The 24,621-nt window shown below is 43.4% G+C and carries 18 protein-coding genes and 4 tRNA genes; 6 read left to right on the forward strand and 16 right to left on the reverse strand.

What is annotated here, in order from left to right:
• Positions 1 to 164: 164 nt before the first annotated feature.
• Positions 165 to 641 carry a hypothetical protein gene (locus M1D72_RS15355; protein WP_456295751.1) on the forward strand — a complete coding sequence of 159 codons (477 nt, stop codon included), beginning with the start codon at positions 165 to 167 and terminating at the stop codon, positions 639 to 641.
• Between the two features lie 138 nt (positions 642 to 779).
• Entirely contained in the window at positions 780 to 1,703 is a 924-nt protein-coding gene (locus M1D72_RS15360; protein WP_456295752.1) for an aminoimidazole riboside kinase, read from the forward strand.
• Between the two features lie 56 nt (positions 1,704 to 1,759).
• Here M1D72_RS15360 and M1D72_RS15365 read toward each other — a convergent pair whose 3' ends face one another.
• From M1D72_RS15365 to M1D72_RS15375, 3 genes are all read right to left on the reverse strand, one after another.
• Entirely contained in the window at positions 1,760 to 3,391 is a 1,632-nt protein-coding gene (locus M1D72_RS15365; RefSeq protein WP_456295753.1) for a glycoside hydrolase family 32 protein, read from the reverse strand.
• A gap of 263 nt (positions 3,392 to 3,654) precedes the next feature.
• Positions 3,655 to 4,998 (reverse strand): carbohydrate porin, encoded by a 1,344-nt coding sequence (locus M1D72_RS15370; protein ID WP_456297409.1) that lies wholly within the window; start codon positions 4,996 to 4,998, stop codon positions 3,655 to 3,657.
• A gap of 337 nt (positions 4,999 to 5,335) precedes the next feature.
• Entirely contained in the window at positions 5,336 to 6,325 is a 990-nt protein-coding gene (locus M1D72_RS15375; protein ID WP_456295754.1) for a LacI family DNA-binding transcriptional regulator, read from the reverse strand.
• Between the two features lie 235 nt (positions 6,326 to 6,560).
• Between M1D72_RS15375 and M1D72_RS15380 the strand changes: the two genes are divergently transcribed.
• Positions 6,561 to 8,003: a sucrose-specific PTS transporter subunit IIBC gene (locus M1D72_RS15380; protein ID WP_456295755.1), complete on the forward strand. Its 1,443-nt coding sequence runs from the start codon at positions 6,561 to 6,563 to the stop codon at positions 8,001 to 8,003.
• A gap of 225 nt (positions 8,004 to 8,228) precedes the next feature.
• Here M1D72_RS15380 and M1D72_RS15385 read toward each other — a convergent pair whose 3' ends face one another.
• The 4 genes from M1D72_RS15385 to M1D72_RS15400 form a co-directional block, all read right to left on the reverse strand.
• A complete protein-coding gene (locus M1D72_RS15385; protein WP_456295756.1) occupies positions 8,229 to 9,800 on the reverse strand; it encodes a hypothetical protein in 1,572 nt (523 codons plus the stop codon).
• Entirely contained in the window at positions 9,752 to 12,712 is a 2,961-nt protein-coding gene (avs2, locus tag M1D72_RS15390) for an AVAST type 2 anti-phage system protein Avs2 (protein ID WP_456295757.1), read from the reverse strand. Before avs2 ends, M1D72_RS15385 begins: the two co-directional genes overlap by 49 nt.
• A gap of 442 nt (positions 12,713 to 13,154) precedes the next feature.
• Positions 13,155 to 13,472, reverse strand: coding sequence for a Fis family transcriptional regulator (locus M1D72_RS15395; protein ID WP_456295758.1), 318 nt, complete (start codon positions 13,470 to 13,472; stop codon positions 13,155 to 13,157).
• A 223-nt stretch (positions 13,473 to 13,695) separates the two neighbouring features.
• Positions 13,696 to 14,163 (reverse strand): GNAT family N-acetyltransferase, encoded by a 468-nt coding sequence (locus M1D72_RS15400; protein WP_456295759.1) that lies wholly within the window; start codon positions 14,161 to 14,163, stop codon positions 13,696 to 13,698.
• 219 nt (positions 14,164 to 14,382) lie between these two features.
• On the opposite strand from M1D72_RS15400, the gene M1D72_RS15405 reads away from it, so the two are divergent.
• Positions 14,383 to 14,721 (forward strand): cytosolic protein, encoded by a 339-nt coding sequence (locus M1D72_RS15405; protein WP_456295760.1) that lies wholly within the window; start codon positions 14,383 to 14,385, stop codon positions 14,719 to 14,721.
• A 135-nt stretch (positions 14,722 to 14,856) separates the two neighbouring features.
• Here M1D72_RS15405 and M1D72_RS15410 read toward each other — a convergent pair whose 3' ends face one another.
• The 3 genes from M1D72_RS15410 to pheS all read right to left on the reverse strand — a co-directional run bounded on the left by M1D72_RS15410 (position 14,857) and on the right by pheS (position 18,606).
• Positions 14,857 to 15,102: a hypothetical protein gene (locus tag M1D72_RS15410; RefSeq protein WP_390189641.1), complete on the reverse strand. Its 246-nt coding sequence runs from the start codon at positions 15,100 to 15,102 to the stop codon at positions 14,857 to 14,859.
• 114 nt (positions 15,103 to 15,216) lie between these two features.
• The gene (gene pheT / locus M1D72_RS15415; RefSeq protein WP_390189640.1) at positions 15,217 to 17,604 is read right to left on the reverse strand and encodes a phenylalanine--tRNA ligase subunit beta; all 2,388 of its coding nucleotides are present in this window, start codon (positions 17,602 to 17,604) and stop codon (positions 15,217 to 15,219) included.
• A gap of 18 nt (positions 17,605 to 17,622) precedes the next feature.
• Complete coding sequence (gene pheS, locus M1D72_RS15420; RefSeq protein WP_390189638.1) at positions 17,623 to 18,606, reverse strand: phenylalanine--tRNA ligase subunit alpha; 984 nt, start codon at positions 18,604 to 18,606, stop codon at positions 17,623 to 17,625.
• Positions 18,607 to 18,918: 312 nt separating this feature from the next.
• Between pheS and M1D72_RS15425 the strand changes: the two genes are divergently transcribed.
• Both M1D72_RS15425 and M1D72_RS15430 read left to right on the forward strand, forming a co-directional pair.
• The gene (locus tag M1D72_RS15425) at positions 18,919 to 19,410 is read left to right on the forward strand and encodes a GNAT family N-acetyltransferase (RefSeq protein ID WP_456295761.1); all 492 of its coding nucleotides are present in this window, start codon (positions 18,919 to 18,921) and stop codon (positions 19,408 to 19,410) included.
• 95 nt (positions 19,411 to 19,505) lie between these two features.
• Positions 19,506 to 20,576, forward strand: a complete 1,071-nt coding sequence (locus tag M1D72_RS15430) for a PQQ-dependent sugar dehydrogenase (protein ID WP_456295762.1) — start codon at positions 19,506 to 19,508, stop codon at positions 20,574 to 20,576.
• Here M1D72_RS15430 and M1D72_RS15435 read toward each other — a convergent pair.
• From M1D72_RS15435 to M1D72_RS15460, 6 genes are all read right to left on the reverse strand, one after another.
• A complete protein-coding gene (locus M1D72_RS15435; RefSeq protein ID WP_456295763.1) occupies positions 20,566 to 21,894 on the reverse strand; it encodes a diguanylate cyclase domain-containing protein in 1,329 nt (442 codons plus the stop codon). The two genes, M1D72_RS15430 and M1D72_RS15435, sit on opposite strands and share 11 nt — an antisense overlap.
• Before the next feature lie 1,125 nt (positions 21,895 to 23,019).
• Entirely contained in the window at positions 23,020 to 23,481 is a 462-nt protein-coding gene (tnpA, locus tag M1D72_RS15440) for an IS200/IS605 family transposase (protein ID WP_456295764.1), read from the reverse strand.
• 559 nt (positions 23,482 to 24,040) lie between these two features.
• A tRNA-Gly gene (locus tag M1D72_RS15445) sits at positions 24,041 to 24,116 on the reverse strand.
• Positions 24,117 to 24,142: 26 nt separating this feature from the next.
• Positions 24,143 to 24,229: transfer RNA gene (locus M1D72_RS15450), tRNA-Leu, on the reverse strand.
• A 93-nt stretch (positions 24,230 to 24,322) separates the two neighbouring features.
• Positions 24,323 to 24,398 (reverse strand) — tRNA-Gly (locus M1D72_RS15455).
• Between the two features lie 20 nt (positions 24,399 to 24,418).
• Positions 24,419 to 24,492: transfer RNA gene (locus tag M1D72_RS15460), tRNA-Cys, on the reverse strand.
• Between the last annotated feature and the right edge of the window lie 129 nt (positions 24,493 to 24,621).

Consider the following 24,621-nt stretch of genomic DNA (forward strand, 5'->3'; position numbering starts at 1 on the left):
CTCCGCCTTCAACAACCAGTGCGTTGGGTCCTACAGACACAGTTATCTCCTTGAGCATCATTGGATTTGATACTTTACCGCATAGATTACCTGTCACCAAACACGTTTAATCAACTTGGCTATGGTATACTCGCCGAAACTTATTGACTTCAACATAGAAGACGATGACTGGCCAAGATATAGAACTTCAACACATCTATTTAGAAGTAAAAGCTGAGCGCTGGCAGTGCATTGAACGTTTTTTACTTCCCTATTTTTGCTTTCGCCACCAATACATCACCCAGCAAGGAAAAGCCGATTGGCAGAAAATGCGCGATAAGGTTGCCTCCTCGGATCAAGTGGATGATAGAAAGCAGGCCAAATTGATCCCTGCCATTCCGCACCAAACGTTGATTGGAAAAATCAAAACCCTTGCTCATCATCAAGGTTTTTCTCTCACCTCACTTGAACAACTGCTCGCCAACAACTTATCGTTTGTGTTGATTTCAAACGCTGAATACCAGACGTTAAAATCGCTCAAGTTAATCGATAAAATGCCAGTAGAATGGTATCGTTCCCGTCATCAAGCACCAATGGCTAGATTCACACACGCTGATATTCAATTTTCAACATATCATACTGATTTAATTAAAGTTTCATAAGGTGGACAAAAAGAATGTAACGCCTCACAATAGCATGTTTTAGATCACATTCTTTCGCGCTGTAACCTGCTTTTCATTGCGAGACTAAATCGGTTCAGCGATCATAGTAAATTCCAGAATCACATAATGATGATATCCATGACCAATCGTGTATGGGTCACCGGCGATGCTGTCGTTGACTTAATTCCAGACCAGAAAAATACCTATTTAAAATGCCCAGGGGGCGCGCCTGCCAATGTTGCGGTTGGTGTCTCTCGGCTCAACGGCGATGCAGCTTTTTTTGGCCGAGTCGGTGATGATCCGTTTGGGCACTTCATGAAAGAGACGTTGAATCAAGAGCACGTGAATACGGATTACCTGTTTCTTGATATTGCTCATCGCACGTCAACCGTTGTTGTCGAACTTGATGAGGGTGGAGAGCGAAGCTTTACATTTATGGTCAAACCCAGTGCTGACCAATTCCTGCAACCCTCTGACATCCCTCTTTTTAAACCACATGAGTGGCTCCACGTATGCTCAATCGCCTTGGCGAATGAACCCAGTAGAAGCTCAACGCTCTCAGCCATGAATGCAATCAAAAAGGCCGGTGGTTACGTCAGCTTCGACCCTAATTTACGTGAAGAGGTATGGGCTTCACCCAGTGAGATGATTCCTGTTGTACGCCAAGCGATTGCGTTGGCGGATGTGGTTAAGTTCTCTGATGACGAGTTGCTACTGCTCACTGGTAAATCATCACTACAGGCGGGTATCAAGGCACTGGAGGAATTCAACAACACATTAACGCTTATTACGCAAGGCGCAAAAGGCAGCATTGTTGTGTTTGAAGGTCAACAAACGTTAATCTGTGGCGAAGCAATAACTCCTGTTGATACAACGGGCGCAGGCGATGCGTTTGTTGGCGGATTGCTGGCTAAACTTGCAAAAACCAATATTTGGGCAAGCCAAGAAACGATCTTTAACGCGGTGCATATTGCGAATGCCTGCGGCGCTCTGGCCACGACGAAGAAAGGCGCAATGACGGCACTGCCGACTCAAACTACGCTCCTCTCCTACCTAAAATAATCAGAGATAAAAAAGCCCCCGAGAATCAACATCGAGGGCTTTTTGTTATTTGATGATTAACCACTAAATGGTGGCATACTCGGTTCGACAGTTTGAACCTTGGCAACTTCTTGACCACCAAGCAATGAGACACAGGTAGACATTGGGGAAGCAAAAACACGTGACGTCATCACGTATTCTCCCTGATTAATAAAAAGCTCGAGCGATGAAGTATCAACAAAAGCGCTGATCTCAATCTCCTGACACGCCAAAGGAAGTTGGCGAATGGTATCCGCAGAGCGATTAAGAGTATCAGTGCGATCCAGAACCAAACAGCGTGTTTGGCTGCAGGCTTTTAACTGCACTCGATAGCCATCGCCTTCAAATAGGTTCAGCGTTTGTCCCCATTTAAGCGTCATGCGAAGGACAAAACTTTGCGTACCAAGGTCGCACAATGACTCATTCAATGACAGTGTTCGCTGCTCACAAAGCAAAGCGTCTAACTCGCGAACTGGTCTCTGATATATACGCCCTTCGCGATACTCTAGCTCACGCAAGCACGTCAATTGATGAAGCCACCCTTCATCAACACTGGGGTGGTCGACATCATCAGGTAGCCCCATCCACGCACATAATACTCGACGTCCGTCGGGTGTTTGCATGGTCTGTGGCGCATAGAAATCAAACCCATGGTCAAGGGTTTGGAAATCACGAAGCGTCAGGTTGAACGGCTCGGATTGTAATGTCAGCTTAGCGATTCCATTGTGATGCTCTACGCTGTGGCATGCGTTAGGTGAGTCGATGCCTTGCGGGCAAAACATCGCAAATTGCTGGCCATTGAGTTCAAATACATCTGGGCATTCCCACATGTAGCCCAACTCCCCTAACTCCTCACCAAACAGACCAGAAAATTGCCAATTCAGGCGGTCACTTGAGTGATAAACAGCCAGACGCCCTTTAAGTTCGGTAGTCTGAGCCCCAAGAATCATCCACCATCGCCCGGCATATTCGATGACTTTTGGGTCACGAATATGCTCCGTTACGCCTTCTGGGAGTTCATGAATCACTGGGCCCAGTTTTTCAAATGCTCCCCCCTGTTTACTCACCGCAACGCATTGCGTTGTTTGGCGCGCACGCTCGGCCCCTACCCGAGTATTGCCGGTATAGTAGGCATACAAGGTATCACCGTCACTGACAGCATGGCCAGAAAACACACCATGACTGTCAAACCAAGCGGAAGGAGTCAAAGCCACTGACTGCCATTGCCACTCAATAAGGTTGTCACTGGTCAGTTGCACCCAGTGCTTATCTTTATGTTCACAACCATACGGGTACCACTGATAAAAAAGGTGATATTGGCCATTATGGTAAATAAATCCGTTGGGATCATTGAGCAGCCCTTGTGGCGGAGAAATATGCCATGCAGGACGAAATACACTCGTTACTGGATTGCTCATCGTATTTGCGTCTTTCTTTTGGCGCTCCGCCAAACACTGACTGATCGCCATCGCTTGAGATGAAGTCATGTCATCAGTTCGCGCAAATACCCACTGACATTCACCGCCCACATTTTGGGATTGAATAAATAGCGGATGATTGGGCTCCGCTTGCGGATTGCTCAACGCCAAAATTAACTGCTCATCCGTAAAGAGCAGCCGCGTGACATTGCCAAAACCACCACAGAAAACAAAGAGATCGTGAATAGACATTGACTACAAACCTAAAAATGGGAACGATTGCGAAAATAACCAATTCCCTCAAAATAGACAAGGCAAATCCTCAAAGAGAATGCTCGACTTGTCATAAATAATACAAAAATGCCCTTAAACAACGGCTGGGTATCAACGCCAAGGCGAAAGTATGGCGGTGTCATTACCCTATCACGCTTAACAAGATTAAAGGCGGCTAAGTAAAACCGTTATTGAGATAGAGTGCACCGTAACGCGCCAGCGCTCGGTGCACGTTCGTTCGATTAGAACCAAGTCTCCATTTGCAGAGCAAACAATGCTTCCCCGCCGTTACCCATCGTTGATGCATCGGACGCTAGGCTCACAGAGTAGTTATCAAGTGCTTCACTCCAATCCACGTAACTTACCGCAAAGCGCAGCTCTGGACGGTCAAAAAATCCGCCTACGGTGGACAGTTTAAGTGTCGGTGCGAGCGTGAATTTGTAAAATGAGCCTTTCGCTTGATCAGCCGTATTATCGAGATTCATGTATTGATACGAACCTTCGTAGACCATTTCAAAATTGGGATTAAATACCTGCGCAAGGCGAACGTTAGCAGAAACCCATTTAAATTGGTCGTTCTCTTTTACCCTATCTTCACTGACTTCAGCCATTAACGATGGTGCAATACGCCAGTTATCAGCAAAATTGGTGGCACCGTAGGTAAAGAAGCGTACTGCTTTTGCATCGTCATTAAGGTTGCCATTTGAGCCTATGCCTTTAAGCTCGCTGCCAAGGCCCACTCCAGATACAACTCCTGTTTTTGAAAAGCCATCACTTAGGCCATAGAAGTTATTACCATGGTAGGCCAGCAGGGCATGTATCCCTTTTTCTGCACGTTGCGTTGGCGACGAGCTATCGGTAGTGCGATTGTCATTATCGACAGAATGCATACCGCTCAACATCAACTGCCAAGCTCCAAAACGGTTATTGATGGTCGCAATATAGTTTTCAACATCCGTACCCGCGCTGTCGATAGTCCCAAAGTCTCGCCCGTAGATAGAGACATTGGCCTTCCAATTCTCACTCAGTTGAACATCGTAGATCCCGGCTCCGGTACCAGCTAAGAAAACAATATCTGAATCAACAAAATGGATATCAAAATTGTCTCGGTCAAACCGTTTTCCTGCCCAAATACTGGCATGCTCAAATGCACCACTAAACCAGGTTAAATCTGAGAGCTCGGTATACAATTGACGTACATTAAGATCACTGTCATCTGGCGCCCAGTCGTTATTCGTTTCAACACCGTCTGCGAGCATGATTTTAAAATAAGCTTTTGAACCGTTATCTGCGACGCGGTTGTGGACTAGGTTTGCTTCGACATAATGATCATCTTCTAAACCTAAGCGCCCTACCGATGCACCTAGTGCCCCTGCCGCGCTCATGTACGCACCAGTGCCGGTGGCACCAGAAAACTCATCATTACTGAGTAGTCCTGAGCGAGCATAGCCATGAAACTCAAAATTTGCCGCTTGTTGCTGAGCAGCATCGGCTTGTTGTTCAGTTTCAGCCAAGCGTGATTCAAGTTGATTAATTCGCGCTTCCAAGTCAGCCATATTGGTATCCGCTAACGCACCACCAGACATAGCTAACGCTAAGCTACACGCTAAATACACATTGCTTTTTTTCATTTTATTTCTCCACATTCATGTCGTTCATTGATTTCGGATTTGGGCAAACGGTCCCGAAATCGCATCAACGTGGATGCACTGGCATCACAGCCAATGTTGTTCTTGTCCACCAGCATGTACTTAGTGGCAACTGCGGCGACTATAAAACACATTTCGGGAACGTTACCAACAAATCATCAAAGAATGGTAAGTGGCTCACGAATCGCTGATAATTTGTGATAGTTAGAATTAAACGAGGTGCATAAAAAAGCCGCGAGTAATCGCGGCTAAACTAGAATGGCATGTGGCGCTGTTAGCACGTTTGCCGATCAACATTTTGAAAGTTGAGTACGACTTTGCTCATGACCTGATGTTCACCCTCGATAAGGCTCAACAGAAGTTTTGCGCTACTTTCTCCTGCTTTATCAAAAGCATAACTAAATGTTGATAGACTCGGGGAAATGACAATACTCAATTCATCATTCCCCACGCCAAGCACTTTCACCTGGTCTCCCACCTCAACATTCAACTCTTTGAGAGCCTTGATAACCCCGATTGCGATCCTATCTGTGGCGCAGAAAATCCCATCAGTATGTGGATACTGTTGATACAGGCTTTTCATCTGCTGATAACCGGATTCAATCGAGAATTGCCCGTGGCTATGAAACACCAACGGTTCGAGCCCCTGAGCCTCGAGGTACTGACTCATGCCCTGAGAGCGCAATTTATCAACGGCAAGATCCGATTCGTCCACACCAATAAAGCCAATCTGCTTACAGCCCTTCTCCGTCAATCTTCGCCCGGCTTCGTACCCAACACGAACATCATCATGCACCACACTTGGAATATTAAATAACGAACCATCTTGACCAACTAGCACCACAGGCACTTGGGAACGTTGGATTGCTTCCACCAATGCTTTATCGATATGCGTTGCATAAAATATAATGCCTTCGACGCGCTTTTGATTAAAAAGCTGGATGAATTCAATCTCTTTATGGCTATTCTGCTGAGTATTGGCCAGCAATACGTGCTTACCTGATTTTTCAAAAACGGCCGTCAGTCCGTCGACGCCCAAAGCAGTGGCATAAGAAGAGACCCGAGGGACAATCACCCCCACCAAATTGGTTTTTCGTGATTTCAAATCCTTAGCAACTTGATTAACCACGTAACCACACTCTTCAACCGCTTGCATCACCTTTATCTTGGTGGCTTCTTTTACGCCATATTCATTGTTAATGACGCGAGAAACGGTGGATTTTGATACGCCAGCCAATCGAGCGACGTCATGCAGACTTGCCATGAACCCAACTTCCATTCTGTATTACGGGAAACGATCGCTAAACGCTATCAAACTGATAAAGAAAAGCTACTGTTTGATCAGATATTTATCAAATTCTCACTGATCAAGTTCACAGAAACTATGAATCTATTTTGACCTCAAGATACAATTGAATAAAAATCCGCATTGCAAACGTTCCCGAAAATAAGCTCAACAGTCAATAACAACAATAACGCGAACACCTACGGGGTATGGAATGAATTATCCAATCATTGCAAAAGAACTGCTGGCGCTTATTGGCGGAAAAGAAAACCTCCAAGCTTTAGCGCACTGTGCCACTCGGCTTCGTCTTGCCTTAAAAGACGACAATCTTGTTGACCAACAAGCGATAGAAAACTTGGACGGAGTGAAAGGCCAATTTCAAGTCGCGGGACAATATCAAATTATTTTTGGCTCGAGCGTCGTCAATAAAGTTTATGCGGAAATGGTCAAATTGACCAGCATGGGTGAGATGTCTACAAACGATGTCGCACTTGCTGGCGCTGATAAACAGAATATCGTCCAAAAAGCGGTAAAAGGTTTATCAGACATTTTTGTTCCAATCATTCCAGCGATCGTTGCTGGAGGCTTACTGATGGGGCTATTCAACGTCTTGACCGCCAAAGGTTTGTTCATTGATGGTCAATCCCTAATTGAAGCGAATCCCGGTTTGGCGGATCTCGCCAGTATGATCAATACCTTTGCTAACGCTCCTTTTGTCTATCTGCCGGTATTATTGGCTTTCTCAGCCAGCAAAAAGTTTGGTGGCAACCCATTTTTAGGCGCTGCACTTGGTATGTTAATGGTTCATCCCGACCTGCTTAACGGCTGGGGCTTTGGCAGTGCCAGCGTAACGGGAACCGTACCAACTTGGAACATCTTTGGTTTTGAGATTGAAAAAGTCGGCTATCAAGGCTCGGTACTTCCTGTTCTTGTTAGCGCCTTCATTCTTGCTAAAGTCGAACATGGGCTGCGTAAAATTGTTCCTGCGGTATTGGACAACCTACTGACCCCGATGCTCGCTATCTTTATTACTGGTTTTCTCACCTTTACTCTTGTGGGCCCTGCCACACGTGATGTTGGCTTCCTACTTGGAGACGGACTGAACTGGCTTTATGATTCTGCAGGCTTTATTGGCGGCGCGATATTTGGCTTTATGTATGCGCCGTTTGTTATCACCGGCATGCACCATAGTTTTATCGCCATTGAAACTCAACTTCTCGCGGATATTGCGACCACAGGTGGCACCTTTATTTTCCCAATTGCTGCGATGTCTAACGTTGCACAGGGGGCGGCGTCACTCGCCGTGGCCTTCACGACGAAAGATGTGAAATTAAAAGGTATCGCCCTCCCCTCTGGCATCACCGCCTTACTTGGCATTACGGAGCCTGCCATGTTTGGTGTGAACTTAAAGCTGCGCTACCCATTTATTGCTGCGATCATTGGCGCGGCGATCGCTAGTGCGTTTATTACGTTATTCAACGTTAAAGCACAAGCGCTTGGTGCTGCTGGCCTACCCGGTATTATCTCGATTGCGCCAAACAAAATTAGCTACTACGTCATCGGTATGCTTATCGCGTTTATCGTCTCATTTGTGGTGACACTTGGCTTAAGCATGCGTAATCGCGGGATTAAAATCGCTAAACAAGCAACCGCATAACCGCTTCCCCCTTACATCAAAACCGCTGTCTGATTTTGATGTTTAGCGCCCCATTGGGGCGCTTTTTTGTTCTCTGAATGTAGCCACTTTAATTGAATTACCAGCTAGCTCGCTTTTGGACAAATTCCGAGTTACGAACAATAAAGCACTCTGACTTTTCTGATTACTTTTGGTATTGCTACCATGTATGTAGTGGCCAGCCTAAATGTGGCTGGCCACATTCTCTTATCCACTACAGATTGTAGTGTAAATCTTATGCTTTCCTTCAATATGATCTCCATCAATGTAAAAAGCACCGCTAAACTTTATACGGCCATAATTATGGTTCGAAGAAAAAGAGCCACCAATTACGCCTTTCTCACCTAACAAAGTCCAAACAACCTCCAAATCATTATCCTTTAGCATCTTTAAAAATGGTTCTTTTTTAACTAATAAATGTGCTTTTGTATCGTTTAGAGCTTCAGCTGCAAAACAAACAACATTATTAGCCTCATCGATATAGCTACCTTCTTGAGAACCATGTTTTAATTTCATATTGTCAAAAATTAGAGAGCTTGGCTTAAGAAAACTTAAAGTTTCAGCCTTTGATTGATCGAACTCTTCTTCCCAACGATAACCGATAGTAGTAACACCAACATCAGCAATCTCAGTCCTTGTCTTTTTGTCTGTAACTGTTACCCAGTCCGAGCCACTATAGTATTCAGATTTAAAGAACTTAAAAGCCTCTGACCAGTAATACTCTCTATTAAACAACTGATATCTATCAGTGCTTTCAGGCATCCATAGCCCCATATAATGTTGGCTTTCAGCCCAGTTTTTAAAATGTTCATATTCAGGTGACTTAACTAAGTAACTTTTAAGATGACACCAAACCTCTTTCCGTGGATGTCCCCAGTCTTCCTTACCTACTTCTTTAGGCTCTTTCCAAGACGGATAACTTTCCAGAACAAGCCAGTCACCACCATTATTATCTTTTACTTCAATCAACCCCTGCGGGTTATCCAACGTAGAAGTATCTTTTACCCAATTTTCAAAAGTACAATTCCACTGAAAAGCTTCTTTACTAACCCACCACTTATCTTCAAGAGGTATGCATTTATCTCCTGTATTTTTAAGCAGAATTGTTGGATCTATATCCCTTTCATAGGGTTCCCAAGGGCCTAGGTAAGGAGACTCTTTTCGCTCATCGCCGTATCCCTCATAGCGGATGTAATTATCTGAAAGCCTTGCTATAAATTCATGAAATGAAATCCATTGATATTTTTTACCTATTCGTTCTTGGTGGGATTTATGCCGTCCCCTGCCTGTGCCAATGTTTTTATCAAAATCGCCATGCTTATCAGGAGACCAGCCTAGATCTATAACGCGATTAAAAATAAAACATTCAGCTAGCCTAAGATCAAAATGAGCATCTGTATCTAATAAATTGTTGTTATGATCAAGGTATGGTTCAATATCTCTTTCATAAATAGTTAAAGTGCTTTCTGATAAAGTCTTTTTAAAAGCTAATTTATTCGAAAGTAGCTCTTCATCTGTTTTTCTGCCTAAAGCAGTTCCCATGCGGATTATAGTTTCACCTATAACCAAATCATTAGAGTCTTCAGCATAAATAATAGGGTCTAATGAATTAAATAACTCAAGCTGTTCTTCAGATAAGTCGCTCTTAAGATTTTTAAATATTTCTTCCCTATTTACAGGGGATTGACCAAATCTACACCCGGACCAATCTGAATGATTAAAGTTAGTGCCTATGGTGTACCTAGAGAAGTCCCCCCCCCCCCCATAACTGAACTCCACAAGTTCCTGTAGTCTTTCTGATCATAAAGACTTTTCAGATCATCTTTAGTTGGTATGTCATCAGGCCATTCACTTTTGTATGGGGGCTTAGTTTTGGACAATTCAATATTTTCTGTTATCAATCCAAGGTGTGAAACATACTCTATAATCTCTCTTGCATAGTCTCTTAAAAGGATATGTGGATATACATCATCTGTATCAAAGACCTTTGTATAGACAATTTCAGCTACAGCGCCTAGCTCATGATGATCCTTTGTCCGCAATACACAACCTAAGGCAACAGCCAACACTCTCTCCCAAACATAAGGATCATCTACGGCATCAAATTTATTGATTATCTTAACCAATACTGGAATTCTATTTTCTAACAAGTTAACTAAAGCTTTAGTTGAACAATCCCTCAACTCTCGATTGGTTGAAGTCAAAAACCAACAAAGCGCAGTAGCAACTAACTCGATTGAATCATCAGATATGTAACTCTTATCAAAGTCATCCCAAGCCCAATCTATTAAATGTCTGAATGTAGAGTCTTCACTATACTTATATTTTAATTGAGTAGTCCAAAATGCATCTCTGTTTGGCAAGGGGTGCTTAGATAACCAATAATGTAAGAAATTCGCATTAAATGGGTGCCCTTCAACACCTGAAATGGAAATCAGTATTTCTAAAAAGTGGCTAAATGTACTCCTAAACTGAAGTACGTTGTCATTTATGAACGATTTAAGTTTTTCGAAATCTATCGCAGATATTTCTCTCCAAACTAAACTATCAATAAAAGAATTTATTAAGTAATCATGCTCACTGAACTCTGGTAGTAACTCGTAGAGTTCTTTTCCATATTTTTCAGGCAATTGAATCGAAAGAGCCTCAACAATTCCTTGGTTGTAGTAAAAATCATACTCTTCTTTAAAGTAATGTCTTAGACGGCCTCCCGCCTTAAACTCATCTTCAATATTTTTAACGCCGTCAAGTAAGTAGTTTACTGTTAAATGGTCATCAAACCTTTCAAAAGATATATATACTACCTCTTCAACAACGTTTTCGTCGTTTCGAGTAATTCCTTTTGTTAACACCCCTTCATCTATTAATGCGCTAAGAAAAGTTTTATCGTTAACATAGTCTTGAACAACGGATTGAACGGCAACATGCGCATTTTTAAGAGGTATACTCTTAGCCCCTGAGTCTACCTTTAGCTTGATTAATTCATTTAGTGCGTCATTAACCAATGGAAAGCTGGAATCGAAACTGTACTTTTTAGGTGAGGCAAGCGACTTGTTGACACCAGTAATGAAAAAACTGAGAATTTTAGAAATACCATGAAAACCCACGGGAACTTTACTTAACCCACTTTTCTTAACTCCTTCGCATAGTAATTTCAAAAATAACGGGTTTTTGAACTCTGGGTTTAAGTTGGGAGAAGAGGGTCTCTCTATATTGTAATTGTCATAGAATAAATTAACAGCTTCCAGTTCAATATTCTTAAAGCCAATATGCTCATGAGTTTCAAAATTATTGCGTGATACGTTCTCATCAGAAATGGTAATGTTTTTGTACGTTGACCTAACTGACATTATTAAACCAAGCCAATCAAATTGTTTAATTTCTTCAACAAAACTATTTATATTGTCATCCCAAAATTTATTGCCGTTCCCTTCATTGATCGCATCGATAAATATCAAAACCCTCTTATTAGTTTTTTGAGCATATAAATTGAGCTTTTCTAGAAAATCATTGGATGTGGTATCGACCTGTAACCTTTTAAAAATTTGTACCCAAGGAGATTCATCAGAAGTGAGCTGTTGCCCTAATAAGAAAAGAGATGGAGAACCAGTTTTAATTCTCGTTTCAACGATATCGGCAAGTAAGTGAGACTTACCAATGCCTGCTTCCCCTTCAAGAAGTAAAAACGGATTGTTCGACAAGTTTACTGTAATGGAGTTTAAGAAAGTACTTAACTTATTACACTCATAATCAAAATCCCTAAGTTCCCTTAAAGTTGATGAGTATTGGTCACTGTAAACATTAGACCCTCCGGCTGCTTGCAGTTTCCACAGTACCGATTCAGATTCTGCTACTGCATTGTTGCAGGAAGTAATACTGTTACAAAGTTCATCTGTTGGTATTTTAGTTAATATAGAAAAATCAATTGCTTGGTATAAGGTTGTAATTTCAGTTAAAGATTTAGATATTACAGATAGTTGTGAGGATATTTCATCACACGCACAGAGCTTGTTTCCTTTAATCAGAAAGCTATCTATATGTAAAAAAAAGAGTTCTGAAAAATTCTGAGTTCTCCCGAGACCCTCAAAGATCTTTGCTATTTCTAGCTTTAAGTTTAATTCAGGTGTGTATCGTCCACCTAAATCAGCTATTGCCTGTCTGTTTTTGTCATTTAACCAATCATCACTTAAGTGAAACGTGAGCTTCTCGTCTATAGAGCGTAATAGAAGTTTCATTTGAATCAGCTCTTCATTGATATCGAATATCTTTTCCTTATAAGTCTCTTCGATATGGAGCTTTTTTAACGTTGTACACTTGTTTACTTTAAGCGCTAGAATCGCATAAAAACGTTCAAGTTGTTTTTGAGTTGGAGGAAGCACACTAGGATAATCACTAAACTTATTCACTACCTCAGCTTTATCAGGAAACTCTTTAAACAAAGTATATCCGTTTAGCACGTCAAATAATGGCTGAGATTGATAGAACGGAACCTTGTCTGAATCTGTTGGATATTCAACTTCAAACTCTAAAGCGGTTTCCTCGATAAGCTGATAGAGCCTGTCTACATACCTTTCCTTAGGAAAAAGCTGCTTTCGAAACCAGCCATATCCCTCCTGAGATATAAATTGGTCTACAAACTTGACAGCAACGTAGTAAGACGCCCCACCAATTGCCAGTGTAATTGGTTCCATTTTTATCTACCCTTAAATGCTAACAAATTATACCGCCATCATAAAAACGGACTTTTTCAAAACGTACCTGTTCTGACTTTAAAAAAGTATAAATTTCAGTAGGTTGCTGTTTTTAAATTAAATATACTAGCAATATGCTGATGTTTGCACAACTAGAGGACGTGTGAAACCATAGAATTTTAGCACTTTAACTCAATCGCCCCTAGTCCAGATATCTCATAAATTACGTTATGCGAAATTGTGAAAAAATGACATCAATGGACCAATTGCTCTAACTCGTTTTGGGGCAAAGATGAGTTTGTGAAAGGAAATCAGGCATAGCTCTGTATCTAAGTGAGCATGAATTAGTCATCCTGTCTAAGAAGGTAGGTGGTTTAATATCAAAACTCGTAGATTAAAGTCTTCGATGCTCACTACAACACTACTTTGTACTAATTCACTTTCATTGATGACTGCACGCACGCTTTTGCCGAGTTTCGTAACTGATTTGTTTACTTACGTTCTTTAGTTGCACCCCTACCTTATTAAACGCCTTTTGGACAGTTATTGAGACGTGCTGGCGGCCTTCGCCCGCTAAAAAGTTTGCTCTATCTTGATTCGTTTCAAATACGCAGACTATTTCTAAGCTTTGTGGAAAAGAAGAGAATTTGACCGTATGAGTCACCCAAAGGAAACCCTCGTAGCCTTTTAACGTATCCTCACAAACTTCGGTCAACACCTCTCTAATTAGGTTCTCAATCTTCTTATCTGATTTACGCATGAAGCAAACTTCCTACTTAACACCTTTAAAAAAGGCTTCATTCTACATTGTCTTAAACGATATTGGGCAGTGGAATTTAGGCAACAGCCTTTTAACCAAATTATTCTTATAACGGTGTACTGTGTTCTAAACACATTTAGGGGCGCATTCGAGTGAGAAAGTACCACGATTACAAATTCACAACGCGTAAAAGTTCAACGCATAAAGGTTATGGATATAACTGCTATAGCGAAATTGCTGTCGTTGGTTTTAGCTGCCATTCATATCTAAGTTTTTGACGAGAGCCATTTTTATAAGAGGGGTCACTTTCTGGGACTGTTACCTCATTAATGAATTTGGCATTTAATTTTTTAATTGTTTTTATCGAAGGCTTATTGTCTGGGTTGCAGGTCAATATAATTGTATTAAAAAACTCTCGGATAAATGGTTTTATTGCCTCACATGCAAAATATGAATATGAATTACCTCTAAATTGAGGAAGAATTTCATAACCAATATGACCAGCATATTGTTTTATATGAACAGTTTCTCCTAGTTTAAAATTTATATGACCAACCGTATCGCCTTTCAGGTTGTGAATTTTAAATCTATAAACAGGAACTAACCCCTCATCAGGTTTAGCATCAATATACTTTTCAAATACGATTTCAACTCGATCTGACTTTATGCTTATTGGTGGCATTTTCTTCATTTCTTTTTCCGTATATTTTGTCAATTGTTACGTATTATTATGAGGCTAACACAAAAATTCGAGCGGTAGATCAAGTACACCGCTAGACGAAAGCATGGTTTATTTGGGATTGTGAACACTTGGAAATGGCAAAGAATTACCGTCTTTAAGCCCTAAACCTCTACAACACGTCCCCCTGATAGTGATAACATCTGCGCATCAGAATTATCGAGAAACTCTATGTTCATCCATCAAGTTAACGACATCGACTGGCTGGTGATTACCGCTTTTGAAGAACTGAAAACTCTATTTATTGAAGAAGCTGGTGCGATTCCCTCTTACTTTTCTGTCGCCAGCGAATTGAGCTTGATCGATCAAGCCAGGCACTCTTATGGATATTTGCCTAAACTCAACGGCGTCATCACCGATACTGGCACATTTCAAAGCCAAGAGAACGAAGAAGATTTAAACCCACAACTTGCCTGTCTAGTCGAGGGACGAGGCCGGGTGTTTATCTATCACGGTGGTTTTGTCGCGTTTGTCGATGACGAGCAAACCTTTATTACTCGTATGGACTGAGCATGATTCAGTCGGTTGAAATCGGCGAATGAAACACAGCCGGATGCTAGCTTTAACAAGAAATACCATTCTGCGGTGAACTCGTAAGCGGTATTTCTAGTAAGAAGTGTCCCATAGATAAGTAAAGCCGTTTGCTTATTCCTTAGGTAGGTGCCCCGTCTTCTTCGCAAGCTTTTGCATTGCCTCGGCAAACGTTGTGCTACCACCTTTAGCTTGAACCTGAAGCACCTTATACCCCATACTTTCCAGTGCTTGACGCTCTTCCAAAACCGCTTCGTCGTCTGGTTGACTGCCCTGTACCGGCTGATGAATGTAAGCCCCTTCTAGTTGACCGTCTTCGACCAGTTGGTGGTGTTTCAGTGCATTAATATCAAAATTCATAATCAGTCTTTTTGTTTAAAATGGAGATGTCGGTGGCAAGCCCGCGATCTACGTATTCAAATTACATCCAAAAAAGCCTCGCAGATGCGAGGCTTTCATCGTTAGTAAAAAGCATTAATCACGAAGCGTAGCGCCAAACTGCTCAGAAACCTGAGCAACAATTGCCTCTACTGCGCCAGCAATATCCGCTTCTTCAAGCGTACGCTCTGCAGATTGTAGAGTAAGCGCAATTGCCAAACTCTTCTTACCGTCTTCAACGCCTTTGCCAACGTAGACATCAAACAGTTTGGCATCTTTCAAGAACTCACCACCCGCGTTTAAGCACGCATCGACAATCTCGCCAGATTCAACACTGTCATCTACCACAACCGCGATATCACGACGGTTAGCCGGGAATTTAGACACCGCAACCGCTTCAGGGATAACACGAGTGTTGATCGCATTCCATTCGATCTCAAATACGATAGTACGACCATTTAGACCAAACTTGCGCTCAAGCTCTGGGTGAACCGTACCAATGATACCAATCGGTTGATCGTCAACCACGATCGCTGCACATTGCCCTGGATGCAATGCTGGGTGCTCAGCAGCAACAAAGCCGTAAGCTTTATCATTCGCTGTCAGTTCAAGTACCGCTTCTAAATCCCCTTTAAGATCAAAGAAGTCAACGCTGTTGGTCTCGATATCCCAATGTTCTTCACTGCGTGCTCCGGCAATAACACCCGCCAACATAGGCTCTTGGCGCATTCCGTTTTCCGCATCTTGATCAGGAATAAAACGCAATCCGTATTCAAACAGACGAACTCGTGGCTGTTGACGTTTTTGGTTATGAACAACCGTATTAAGCAGGCCTTGAATCAAGCTCAAACGCATCGCTGACATATCTGCAGAGATTGGGTTTGGCAGCATGAGCGGGTCAATTTCTGGCACGATTAATTTTTGCTGTTCAGGTTCGACAAAGCTGTATGTAATGGCTTCATGGTAACCACGATCAACCAGCAAGTCGCGAGCACGTTTTAAAGGTAGCTTCGCTTCTTGATGATGGTTCATACGCAGCGCGGCTGTTGGCGACTGATTTGGAATGTTGTCGTAGCCATAGATACGACCAACTTCTTCAATCAAGTCTTGCTCAATGGCGATGTCAAAACGCCAAGTCGGTGCTGTCGCTTTCCAACCTTGCTCTGTGGTTGAGACCGAAAGGCCTAAACGCTCTAGAATCTCGACCACATCTTGAGATGGGATTTCATGACCGAGCAAGTTATCTAATTTAGTTCGGCGAAGTTCAACGGTATTCGGCGTTGGCAGATCGTCTTGTGACTCGACAGTCACCACAGGAGCCACTTCACCACCACAAATGTCAACGAGCAGCTGAGTTGCTCGTTCCATAGCGCTGGCTTGCAGTGCGTAATCGACACCACGCTCGTAACGCATTGAAGAGTCTGTATGTAAACCGTAACTGCGAGCACGACCACGAATGTAATCTGGTGCGAAAAACGCACATTCAAGCAGTACATCTTGTGTTTCGTCGGTCACGCCTGAGCCTTCACCACCAAAAATACCGGCGATAGCCAGTGCTTTATTGTGGTCTGCTACCACCAAGGTATCGTCGTTAAGCTCCGCTTCATTTCCATCGAGCAGTGTTAGCTTCTCGCCTTGTTCAGCCATACGAACCACAATGCCGCCTTCAACTTTGTTTAAGTCAAATGCGTGCATCGGTTGACCTTGTTCAAGAAGCACATAGTTAGTCACGTCAACCACAGGGTCGATAGAACGAATGCCACAGCGACGCAGTTTTTCTTGCATCCACAATGGCGTTTGCGCTTTAACGTTCACGTTTTTAACAATACGCCCCAAGTAGCGAGGACACGCTGCTGGTGCTTTTACCTCGATAGAGGCCAGAGCATCGATACTTGGCTCAATCGCTTCAACCACGGGGGCGTTGACATCAAGACGGTTCAATACCCCCACTTCACGTGCCATACCACGAATACTAAAGCAGTCAGCGCGGTTTGAGGTCAGATCGACATCGACAGTGACGTCGTCTAAGCCAAGAAACTCGCGAAAGTCGGTGCCGATAACCGCATCTTGAGGCAGCTCCATGATGCCATCAGACTCGACATCAATACCTAGCTCTGTAAACGAGCACAACATACCGTGAGACGGTTGACCACGCAGTTTCGCTTTCTTAATTTTGAAGTCGCCAGGCAGTACAGCGCCGACTGTTGCAACCGCTACTTTCAATCCTTGGCGACAGTTCGGTGCGCCACAAACGATATCCAGTAATTCTTCTTCACCGACGTCAATTTTAGTGACGCGCAGTTTGTCTGCATCTGGATGTTGACCACATTCCACAACGTGGCCGACTTTTACGCCATTAAACGCACCAGCAACGGGAAGGACATCGTCAACTTCCAAACCTGCCATCGTAATTTGGTGTGTCAGTTCGTCAGTGGTAACCGAAGCGTTAACCCACTCACGAAGCCATGATTCGCTAAATTTCATAGTGATTAAACCTCTGGATTACTTGAACTGTTTTAGGAAACGAAGATCGTTTTCAAAGAAGGAGCGCAGATCGTTAACACCGTAACGAAGCATCGCCAAACGCTCGATACCAATACCAAACGCAAAACCAGAGTATTTCTCAGGATCAATCCCGACACTGCGAAGCACATTTGGATGCACCATGCCACAGCCTAGAATTTCTAGCCACTTACCATCTTTACGTTTCACATCGACTTCTGCTGAAGGCTCAGTGAATGGGAAATAAGAAGGACGGAAACGAACTTCAAGCTCTTCTTCAAAGAAGTTAGTTAGGAAGTCGTAAAGAACCCCTTTAAGCTGCGCAAAGTTAACGTTCTCATCGACCAGCATACCTTCCACTTGGTGGAACATTGGTGTATGCGTTTGGTCGTAGTCGTTACGATATACGCGGCCCGGTGCGATAAAGCGGAATGGCGGTTTGCCATTTTCCATAGTACGAATCTGTACACCTGAGGTATGGGTACGCAACATCAAATCAGGATTAAAGAAGAAGGTATCGTGATCAGTACGTGCTGGGTGATCGTCGGCGATATTCAGCGCATCAAAGTTGTGAAACGCATCTTCAATTTCAGGGCCAGACTCCACGGTAAAACCCAATTCACCAAAAAAGCTCTCAATACGTTCAACAGTACGAGTAACCGGATGCAGACCGCCATTTTCAATACGACGACCAGGCAAAGTGACGTCGATGGTCTCTTGAGCCAGTTTCGCTTCCAGCTCAGCACGTTGCAGTGCATCTTTACGAGCAGCGATAGCTTGCTGAACGGCACCTTTTGCTTTGTTGATTTCTTGGCCTGCTGTACGGCGCTCTTCAGGTGGGAGTTTACCTAGGCTTTGCAGTTGGCTGGTTAATTCGCCTTTTTTACCTAGGTACTGAACACGCACTTCATCAAGCGCGACTAGCGACTCTGCAGCGTTAATGGCTGCGGTCGCATTAGCAATGATCTCTTCTAGATGTTGCATCGTTTCCTCATCTACCTACTGGTAGTGTCCATAAGGTTCCCTAGCATTACTGCGGACACGTTTCATCGAGAATGACTTATCGCCAATCCGCACAATACTCAAATGGGATTTAGGGTATTTTCAAGTAGCTATACATAGTAACGAAAGCAGCATTCAAAGCCAAATTGAAATGTGGTTTGCGCGAGTATTAACCGCACAATCGTTGGCAAATTAGACAATTTTCCTATTTAGGCACACCTGCGGCGGCGAACAGGTGACTTTTGAATAGCAATATGGCACGTTTCCATTCATCGCCACTTTGGAGAGGAACCGATGCAATTAGAAATTCGCCCGATAACGGCACAAGATGACTCAGCAATAAAGCAGATCATTGAACAAGTCGGCAAGGAATATGGCGCCATTGGCGACGGGTTTGGGCCATCAGATGCAGAAGTTGAACATATGAGTCGACATTATGCGCCGCAGTTTAAAAGCCAATACTGGGTCGCGTTACTTGATGGTAAGGTCGTCGGCGGCAGCGGGATTGCCCAATTTGCAAATGATCCGAAGACTTGCGAGCTCAGAAAACTGTTTTTATTACCAGAAACCAGAGGTTATGGCATTGGTAAAAAATTAACTCAGACCTGTTTAGACTTTGCCGCCCAGCAGGGCTATCACCAATGCTACTTGGATACCCTTTCGTCCATGGAAGGCGCCATTAAGCTCTATCTTTCTGAAGGTTTTTCTCGGCTAAATAAACCACTCGATGGCACGTTACATAACGGTTGTGACGTTTGGATGCTAAAATCCCTCATAGAAAACTAAGCCGATAAACGCAGTTACATTTTAAGCCATGCCGATTGGGCACTATCCCGCTACACTTTGATAATGACTTTGTGTTTTGAAACAAGGATATGCCCATGAAACCGCTGCACATAACACTGCTTCTTACGCTGTTGATTCCCCTTCCCTCCTACGCGTTGAAAGCGGAAAAAGTATTTTCTGGGTTAACCTTACCTTGGGGCTTTGAATTTATTGACGATCATCGGCTTATTCTTAATGAGAAGTATGGTGATATCAGCTTGGTTGATTTGAGTAACCAAACCAAAACCCAACTGTTTCATGTCCCTCAGCTATTTAGTGACGGTCAGGGAGGGTTAATGGATGTCAAAGCGTCCCCTTTTGAGTATGACACCTTTTACTTCACTTACAGCCAGCGAGTCGGTGGCTCGGGCCAAACCGCACTTGCCCGCGCGCGTATCGAAGACGATAAATTCCATGGCTGGAAAACATTACTGGTGACAGAATCAGGGTCTGATACTTCACGTCACTTCGGCAGTCGCCTCACTTTTGACAAACAGTCAATCTACATGACAGTAGGGGAACGCGGCATTCGAGATAACGCTCAAAACTTATCAACTCATGCTGGAAGCGTGTTAAGACTGACGCCACAAGGTCAAGCCTTTGCCGATAACCCCTTCCTAACTCAATCCGATGCACAACCTGAGATCTGGAGCTACGGACACCGCAACCCCCAAGGAATCGTTTATGACTCGGCCACATCCCGCCTATGGGAAATCGAACATGGCCCACGCGGTGGCGATGAAATAAATCTAGTAAAGAAAGGGGCTAATTATGGCTGGCCGCACACCTCTCATGGAAAAGAGTATTGGGGGCCAGTTTCAGTCGGAGACGGTAAGGACAAAGAAGGCATCGAGTCACCAAAGCATGTATTCACGCCTTCGATCGCGCCAGGAAGTATGGTGCTTTATAAAGGTGACAAATATCCAGAACTAACAGGTAAGCTATTGGTCGGAGCGTTAAAGCTTACCCATATCAATGTTCTTTCAATCGAAGCCGACCAAAGTGTCGTAGAACGTATGCGGCTATTTGAGGACCTCAATGAACGTGTTCGTCAAATAGCCGTAAACCCACAAGGCATGATTTTCTTTAGCACTGATAATGGTAACTTATACCGCATTATTGAATAGACTGGTTACTCAGAATAAAGCAATTACGCCCTTGTCGTTTACTTTGATACAGGGCTTTATCCGCATCCTCAAACAGAAGCGTGAGTACTTTTTCTGGGTTCAACTCATCTAGGGACATACGTTTTAAACAAGCATATGCTCCCCCTACCGACATAGTCACGACCTGATCGTCACCGCGCGCAAGATGGGTGATATTAAGTTGCTCAATGTGCTGGCGTAGGGTCTCTCCAGCATAGCGCAGACCATCTTTATTTGGCCTTGCCAAGAGGACTAAAAACTCTTCGCCTCCGAAACGGAACACCTGATCCCCTGGCGATAACACCTTTTCGATGCCTCTTGCCACCGCGACAAGTGCTTTATCACCTTCCATATGGCCATAAAAGTCGTTGTATAATTTGAAGTGGTCAATGTCACATACAAACATACCCACACATTTTTCTTGCCCCAGACTGCGTTTAATAAACTCTTCGGCCATCCTAGAGTATTTATGCCTAGAGCCAATTCCAGTCAGTGTATCGGTATCATTTTGAGCTTGTAGTAACCGTAACTGTTCATGGTTTTTGCTGAGGAGATTGTGATATGCCTGAGCCAATTGACCAATCTCATCTTGTCGAGTTAACTCAGGAAATGACTCTAAACTCGCGAACTCCGCTTGCTTCATATTACGGGCTAGTTCTTTAATTGGGCTGACAATGCGTCTTGTGACATAAAGAGCAACGAGCATCGAGAGAAAAATCGCTGCTGCGGCTTCCAACACCAAATTCTTCACCAGGTCCTGATGAAAAGCGACAAGCTGGCTCGCATCAAACACAGCCCACATACGACCATGATCGGGGTTAGACAATGCGAGCAATAAGTGCAAGCGACGATATTCAGGCTCAAAAATATATTCTTGTTGACCTGAAGGCTGTTTTGTTACCCAAGGAACCGAGGAATGAGGCTCTTTATGACTTACACCAACCTCGTCCAGCGTTGCTTCGGCTCGGTTAAAACGGATATGTACTGGCGATGATGCTCGACTTGGACTGCCCAAAATATCGAGAAACTGTAAGTTATCAATCCGTTGTAAATAATCAAGAATAGACGGCGCCATTAATCGTTTGACGTCTCTTTTTTCTAAAAGCTTCGAAATATCATCAAGGTGCGGGGTAAATTGCTTTTTTGAAGAATTAACGAAATAAGTCAATTGCTGCTGCCATGAGTTCACATAGCTGCTATAACTCATGACAGACACCAATGAAATGACCAACAGCAGGTGTGACAAAAGCAACACTCGGTGCACTGTCAAATGCCGACAAGGAAAACTAAATAACGGCATAATGAACCTCCTTGAGACGACGGACGTTGCACACTAGAGGTAAGTTAACGAACCAAGAATTGCGATCCTGATTCCATTGATCATGTAGACGTCTTGAGACTCTCGGCAATAATAAGCCAAAATAAAAGTACACTTGAACCCAAGCGTATAAACCAGAAAAAAACGGATTTTTTTCAGTGCCTGACAAGCACAAAAAGAAACGATTAACCATAGCCATCAATTATTTTTATTTATAAATTGACGTCATTCTATTTGATAAGCGTCTGTTTTTATATGCTTATTAGTGAAATTATTATCAATAGCGTGTAAAAAAATGGTCACTTCGGCGCTAAGCGTTCATATTGCTCGTCTTCAAATTCATATCCCATTTCACAATCTTGTATACCTCTGAGTGTTAATCAATCCATCCAAATTAGTGGGTATTCATCCGATAAAAAAGCAGATGTAAAAAAGCCCCGACATAACATCGAGGCTTTCTATTTGGAGCGACACACGAGGTTCCCTTCTTTCATGAACAGGTGTGACCTCAACCTTGGCAAGATTGCGATCTCCTCATACTCGTAATCTTGTGCGCCACTAGAAGAGTTACAAATTAATGCAAACTTTTGGGTATCGTTCGATGCAAAAATCAGATGTAAAAGAGCCCCGACATAACGTCGACGCTTTCTATTTGGAGCGACACACGAGGTTCCCTTCTTTCATGAACAGGCGTGACCTCAACCTTGGCAAGGTTGCGCTCTCCCTAGAACCACAATCTTGTGTACTGCTAGAGCGGTTTACAAATTGATGCAAACTTTTGGGTATCATTCGATACAAAAATCAGATGTAAAAAAGCCCCGACATTATGTCGAGGCTTTCTATTTGGGGCGACACACGAGGTTCCCTTCTTTCATGAACAGGCGTGACCTTAACCTTGGCAAGGCTGCGATCTCCCTAGAACCTCAATCTTGTGTGCTGCTAGAGCGGTTTATAAATTGATGCAAACTTTTGGGTATCGTTCGATGCAAAAATCAGATGTAAAAAAAGTATCCACCGGCATAGCCGGTGGTTTTTCATATGCGCCTATAAGGCTCTCCTACTGGCAGCGCCCTAGCAGGCGCGTAGTGATCTGACATTTGCATATGACTATTTCCTGCGGCCCGTAAACGGGCTACCTGAATATGGGATCGATAATTGCTCTCCCATTTTATCTTGCTCTAATTGGTGCTTGATGTAATTTTGTATCTTGCTCGTATTCTTACCTACCGTATCTACATAATAACCTCGGCACCAAAACTCTCGATTTCTATATTTAAACTTCAAATCGCCGAATCGTTCATAAAGCATTAGGCTACTTTTGCCTTTCAAGTACCCCATAAACCCTGAAACACTCATTTTGGGCGGTATTTCTAAAAGCATGTTGATATGATCCGCGCAACATTCCGCTTCAAGAATGTTCACATTTTTCCATTCACATAGTTTCCTCAATATTTCACCTATCGCTCTACGTTTTTCTCCGTAGAAAACTTGCCTTCTATATTTCGGTGCAAAGACTATGTGGTATTTACAGTTCCAGCGCGTGTGCGCTAAGCTCTTTTCGTCCCCCATTGGGACCCCCTTTCAATTCTTAATTAACTCTTGCAGTTGCCAGACCACAAGACGTTTTTATCAAATTGAAAGGGGTTATATAACTGACTTATAGCTATAAGCTTTACGGAACCCCCAGCCTAGCTGGGGGTTTTCTCTATACAAAAAAAGCCTCGACATCACGCCGAGGCTTTCTATTTGGAGCGACACACGAGGTTCCCTTCTTTCATGAACAGGCGTGACCTCAACCTTGGCAAGGTTGCTATCTCCCTATAACCACAATCTTGTGCTGCTAGAGCGGTTTACAAATTAATGCAAACTTGTGGATATGGTTCGATGCAAAAAATCAGATGTAAAAAAGCCCCGACATTACGTCGAGGCTTTCTATTTGGAGCGACACACGAGGTTCCCTTCTTTCATGAACAGGCGTGACCTCAACCTTGGCAAGGTTACGCTCTCCCTAGAACCACAATCTTGTGTGCTGCTAGAGCGGTTTACAAATTGATGCAAACTTGTGGGTATCGTTCGATGCAAAAATCAGATGTAAAAAAGCCCCGACATTACATCGAGGCTTTCTATTTGGAGCGACACACGAGGTTCGAACTCGTGACCTCAACCTTGGCAAGGTTGCGCTCTACCAACTGAGCTAGTGTCGCATAATGCTGAAAAGCATTTTATGAGATGGTGCCCCGGGCCGGACTTGAACCGGCACAGCGCGAACGCCGAGGGATTTTAAATCCCTTGTGTCTACCAATTCCACCACCAGGGCACGCAAACTTTTTGCGATGGAGACACCATCTTCGATATCATTGATATCGGCAATCTGTATGAAGCTAGATAATATATCTCTAACTTCGAAATTTGGAGCGACACACGAGGTTCGAACTCGTGACCTCAACCTTGGCAAGGTTGCGCTCTACCAACTGAGCTAGTGTCGCAATTATTCTCTATAAGAGAATGGAGGCGCCTCCCGGAGTCGAACCGAGGTCCACGGATTTGCAATCCGCTGCATAGCCACTCTGCCAAGGCGCCTTATTGTCACAGGAGAAGTTTTGATGACTCCCCTTGGGTACGGAAAAGCATTTTACGGATTCGACCCAATGAGTCAACACTAATTTTAATTTTTTAAATCGTTTGTCTAATTTCCGCGCAAAAACCCGT

The sequence above is a fragment of the Vibrio sp. AK197 genome (assembly GCF_053903115.1).

Coding starts and splice junctions, on each gene's coding strand:
- M1D72_RS15365 (WP_456295753.1), bottom strand. CDS start 3,391: ATGTCTATTCACGATCTCTTTGTTTTCTGTGGTGGTTTTGGCAATGTC.
- M1D72_RS15360 (WP_456295752.1), top strand. CDS start 780: ATGACCAATCGTGTATGGGTCACCGGCGATGCTGTCGTTGACTTAATT.
- M1D72_RS15430 (WP_456295762.1), top strand. CDS start 19,506: ATGAAACCGCTGCACATAACACTGCTTCTTACGCTGTTGATTCCCCTT.
- pheS (WP_390189638.1), bottom strand. CDS start 18,606: ATGCAACATCTAGAAGAGATCATTGCTAATGCGACCGCAGCCATTAAC.
- M1D72_RS15425 (WP_456295761.1), top strand. CDS start 18,919: ATGCAATTAGAAATTCGCCCGATAACGGCACAAGATGACTCAGCAATA.
- tnpA (WP_456295764.1), bottom strand. CDS start 23,481: ATGGGGGACGAAAAGAGCTTAGCGCACACGCGCTGGAACTGTAAATAC.
- M1D72_RS15400 (WP_456295759.1), bottom strand. CDS start 14,163: ATGAAGAAAATGCCACCAATAAGCATAAAGTCAGATCGAGTTGAAATC.
- avs2 (WP_456295757.1), bottom strand. CDS start 12,712: ATGGAACCAATTACACTGGCAATTGGTGGGGCGTCTTACTACGTTGCT.
- M1D72_RS15405 (WP_456295760.1), top strand. CDS start 14,383: ATGTTCATCCATCAAGTTAACGACATCGACTGGCTGGTGATTACCGCT.
- pheT (WP_390189640.1), bottom strand. CDS start 17,604: ATGAAATTTAGCGAATCATGGCTTCGTGAGTGGGTTAACGCTTCGGTT.
- M1D72_RS15435 (WP_456295763.1), bottom strand. CDS start 21,894: ATGCCGTTATTTAGTTTTCCTTGTCGGCATTTGACAGTGCACCGAGTG.
- M1D72_RS15395 (WP_456295758.1), bottom strand. CDS start 13,472: ATGCGTAAATCAGATAAGAAGATTGAGAACCTAATTAGAGAGGTGTTG.
- M1D72_RS15410 (WP_390189641.1), bottom strand. CDS start 15,102: ATGAATTTTGATATTAATGCACTGAAACACCACCAACTGGTCGAAGAC.
- M1D72_RS15375 (WP_456295754.1), bottom strand. CDS start 6,325: ATGGCAAGTCTGCATGACGTCGCTCGATTGGCTGGCGTATCAAAATCC.
- M1D72_RS15370 (WP_456297409.1), bottom strand. CDS start 4,998: ATGTCTGGTGGTGCGTTAGCGGATACCAATATGGCTGACTTGGAAGCG.
- M1D72_RS15355 (WP_456295751.1), top strand. CDS start 165: ATGACTGGCCAAGATATAGAACTTCAACACATCTATTTAGAAGTAAAA.
- M1D72_RS15380 (WP_456295755.1), top strand. CDS start 6,561: ATGAATTATCCAATCATTGCAAAAGAACTGCTGGCGCTTATTGGCGGA.